Origin of the sequence: Psychrobacter sp. (assembly GCF_035469765.1) — a bacterium.
In the GTDB taxonomy this organism is placed as follows: domain Bacteria; phylum Pseudomonadota; class Gammaproteobacteria; order Pseudomonadales; family Moraxellaceae; genus Psychrobacter.
In genome coordinates, this window is sequence record NZ_DATIRM010000374.1 from 1 (window position 1) to 3,791 (window position 3,791).

At 42.5% G+C, this 3,791-nt stretch carries 4 protein-coding genes; 2 read left to right on the forward strand and 2 right to left on the reverse strand.

Annotated features, from left to right (window positions below):
- The first annotated feature begins 268 nt into the window (after nucleotides 1-268).
- A complete protein-coding gene (locus tag VLN09_RS10395) occupies nucleotides 269-1,039 on the forward strand; it encodes a DUF3108 domain-containing protein (RefSeq protein WP_325246253.1) in 771 nt (256 codons plus the stop codon).
- 124 nt (nucleotides 1,040-1,163) lie between these two features.
- Here VLN09_RS10395 and VLN09_RS10400 read toward each other — a convergent pair whose 3' ends face one another.
- Nucleotides 1,164-1,622, reverse strand: coding sequence for a hypothetical protein (locus VLN09_RS10400; RefSeq protein ID WP_325246255.1), 459 nt, complete (start codon nucleotides 1,620-1,622; stop codon nucleotides 1,164-1,166).
- A gap of 33 nt (nucleotides 1,623-1,655) precedes the next feature.
- The gene (gene wrbA / locus VLN09_RS10405; protein ID WP_325246257.1) at nucleotides 1,656-2,270 is read right to left on the reverse strand and encodes an NAD(P)H:quinone oxidoreductase; all 615 of its coding nucleotides are present in this window, start codon (nucleotides 2,268-2,270) and stop codon (nucleotides 1,656-1,658) included.
- 223 nt (nucleotides 2,271-2,493) lie between these two features.
- Here wrbA and VLN09_RS10410 point away from each other — a divergent pair.
- The coding region (locus tag VLN09_RS10410) for a YihY family inner membrane protein (RefSeq protein WP_325246259.1) at nucleotides 2,494-3,791 on the forward strand (1,298 nt) is incomplete at its 3' end.

The window sequence follows — 3,791 nt, forward strand, 5'->3', positions numbered from 1 at the left end:
AGGATACCAATTCTAAAACTAGGCGTATTACCTTCACTTTCTCATTAGTCTTACAGCAAGTTACTCAGCCTTATCAGGCTAACTATTACCGTAACATCGGCTACAAGAGGCAAACGACAGTGCAATCCTTTGCTCTTGAAAATGTAACAAGTTATGACCATTATAGTCAGTAAGCACATAATAGTAATCAGCGGTGTTACTGAGTCTATATTTAATCAATATAGACTACAGCCATAAGCTGTCTTATTTAACCTTTAGAGGAATATCCATGCGTTTTTTATCAAAAAAACAAGAATCGTCAATGGCTGATATTAATAACAAAAACCAAAGTCGCTCTAAAATACTAATGGCTTTTACTACCAGTGCCAGTATAGCGGCTATCGGAGCATTAAGTATGACTGCACCAACGATTGCTAGCGCAAAAGATATCCAACCTTCAAGCGCCAATTATACGTTTATGGTTGAGGACAAATACAAAGGCACTGCCACTCGCGCCCTTAGCAAATCGGGCAATGCATGGAAATATGATGTCAATGCTCGAGTTGCTGGTGTGGCAAGTGCCGCGCAATACAGCACCTTTACTATTAAGGGCAATAGCGTTATCCCAACCCAAGCGAGCACCACTTATAAACTATTGGGTATCGGTCGTACCCATAAACTGGACTTCAACCCAAGCAGTAAAAAAGTCGTGAGTAACTATAGAGGCAAGTCGACCACCTTAAATATGGCGCAGCAAGCCTTTGATGATTTGAGTCTTGAGGTGCAAATTCGCCAAGACTTGTTAAATGGTAAGTTCTCTGGCAATTACTACATGGCGAAAAAAGACAAGATTGAGAAAACACCATTTAAAAAATCGGGTAATACCAAGATTACTGTGCCAGCGGGTACTTTTGATACGGTACGTGTCGATCGCATCCACGACGACAATAGCCGTTCGACCAGTTTTTGGTTGGCCCCAAGTTTAGATTACTTACCCGTTAAAGTAAGTCAGATTAATGATGGTAAGAAGATGGATTTAGAACTGTCTAAAGTGAACTAATAGCTTCCACTCTACATCTCAAGACATGAAAAAAGCGGCAAGCCAAATAGCGTGCCGCTTTTTTTAATGTCAATTTTTTGTCAAGAATTACAGAGATACATTGCTTAAGCAGCGATGCAATGAGTCATGAGCGTGGCTGTTTAACGACATTGTTCATCGATGGTAGTCTCTTTAGCAAGATAAATAGCCAAACATTGATCGCAAATAACAAGACAAAGTCCAGAGAGTAAACGGCGATTTCTGCCCAGCTGCTGCCATAAGCACGCGTGAATAACACCACCCCACTTGCCCCTAAGTACACCAAGGTAAACATACTGTCTATCAACAAAGCATAAGGCGAGCGTCCGCGTAATATCGATGGTGTCAAAACGAATGCTGGCACTAGCCATAATGCTTGCCATGCGATACCGCCAACAATATCGGGGCGACTGGGATTAAAGACGCTGATTAAGATGGGTAAAGCGAGCAATCTAAAGCTCAGCCACACTAGCCATGTCACTATCAAGCGCTGTCGGATAGGCGTAATAGGTTTGCTAGCTTTGGTAGAAGGATTTTTTTTGGATTCATCAGAGTTATTTGGCATGAGAGGGCTATACTTCCTTATTAATAAAACTGCTTAACGCCAATTTGCTTGTGCTAAGGCAGATGCCGTAATCGCCAAACGTCGCCCTTGAGCAATGCCAAGCTCGCGCTCATCAGTAGATACAGGTTGATCATGCGCCGCACCGCTAACATGGCTTGCACCATATGGTGAACCACCACGCGTAGTACGATTTAAGGCAGGCTCAGCATATGGTACGCCCACAATCATCATGCCATGATGTAGCAGTGGCAACATCATCGTCAGCAGTGTGGTCTCTTGCCCGCCATGCATAGAGCCTGTCGCAGTAAAGACAGCAGCGGGTTTGTTCTGCAAATTACCTGCCAGCCAAAGCGTGACAGTATTGTCCCAAAAATACTTCATGGGCGCTGCCATATTGCCAAAGTGCGTTGGGCTACCAAGTGCAAGGCCGCTGCAATTCTTTAAATCCTCCATGGTGCAATACAAATCACCTTCGTTAGGAATCGCAGGCTTACTTGATGTCGTCTCAGGCGCAACCGTCGGCACCGTACGAATACGCGCTGTCATGCCCGCCTCTTCGATACCCTGAGCGATAGCATAGGCTAATGTCTCAGTCGTACCATAATTTGAATAATAGAGTACCAAAACATAAGGGGCAGTCTGACTCATTGGCAACACTTCCTTATAAAATCGTTAACAGTAGTATAAATACGCCCATTATGCCCGAGTCATTCACTGACATGCAAACAAACCCTCGCTTCACCTAGCTACTTAACAAACTTATTGTTCAAGCAAAACACCATCATGCAATTTGACACAATTAATGCGCAGATTCAGATAGTCCATTTTTGTTACACTACTTACACTCTATTGTCCCTGCTAAATGGTTGTTATGGAAAACTTACTAAAAAAATTGCCCTTTTTACACAAACATTGGTTTCAGTTCCTGCGTTTTTTGACGCGGCACTTTTTTGAGGACAATTGCCAGCAAAAAGCGGCGTCATTGACTTATACGACCTTATTGTCAATTGTGCCTATCTTGACGGTGTTATTGATGATTTTGTCTTCAGTACCAGCGCTATCTTCAGTCAGGGCACAGATTTACGAAGTCATTTATAGCAATTTGCTGCCGCAATCGAGCTTACAAGTCAGTAAATACATCAATAACTTTGCGGAAAAATCCTCAAATCTGACCATCATTGGGGCAATGGTATTATTCTTTACTACTATCATGACCTTAACCACCATTGAGCGTGCTTTTAATCAGATTTGGCGCGTAGAAAACCGCTCAGGTGGTATGAGAAGTATGCTGCGCTATTGGACCATTGTCACACTAGGACCCTTAGTACTAGGTACCGCGTTTATCGCCTCAAGTGCGGTACAAAGCCTGAGTTTTTTAAACCGACAAATTGCTGGTTATGGTATCGATTGGTCATTTTGGGTGCAGATAGTGTCAATTGGAATAACGATAGCCGGCTTCATTAGTATGTATTGGTTTATCCCAAAAGCACGAGTGCCAGTAAAAAATGCGGTTATCGCAGGTGTTTTTGTGGCGATTGTCTTTGAGCTGATGAAGCATCTGTTTGGTACGGTGATGGCAAATTTTACCAGTTATGAAGCCATTTATGGTGCGTTTGCTGCGCTGCCGATTTTCTTATTATGGATATATCTGTCATGGAATCTGATTTTATTGGGGGTTGAGATTAGCTACACTTTGACCATCTTTGAGACAAAAGAGATCTATCCGCGCCATCCGTTTTTGAGCTTGCTTGATATGCTGAATTTGGTATATATCCATCATTTAAAAGGTGAAGCAGTGAGTGAGCAAGCGCTACGCAATGTGTTAGGGCGTAAAGAGCTGCCAAAATGGTATACCTATATAAATTACCTGCAAGACAGCAATTTGATTACCATGACAGAAGATGAAGACTATGTACTTAAAATGGATTTGAGCAAGATGACGTTGTGGGATTTTTATCGCACTTTGCCTTATCCTTTGCCTATCAAAGATGAGCTTGACGAGATGAGCCTAGAAGACCAAAAACCTTGGCTAAGCTTATTGGTCAGTCGCTTTGAAAATACTGAAGCTTATGCTAAAGCACAATTGAATGTGCCGCTCGGCGCTATTTTTGCCCATAGCGAACCACGTAAAAAATCTGCTCACAATAAATTGACTGATGATAAAAATGT

Coding starts and splice junctions, on each gene's coding strand:
- VLN09_RS10395 (WP_325246253.1), top strand. CDS start 269: ATGCGTTTTTTATCAAAAAAACAAGAATCGTCAATGGCTGATATTAAT.
- VLN09_RS10400 (WP_325246255.1), bottom strand. CDS start 1,622: ATGCCAAATAACTCTGATGAATCCAAAAAAAATCCTTCTACCAAAGCT.
- wrbA (WP_325246257.1), bottom strand. CDS start 2,270: ATGAGTCAGACTGCCCCTTATGTTTTGGTACTCTATTATTCAAATTAT.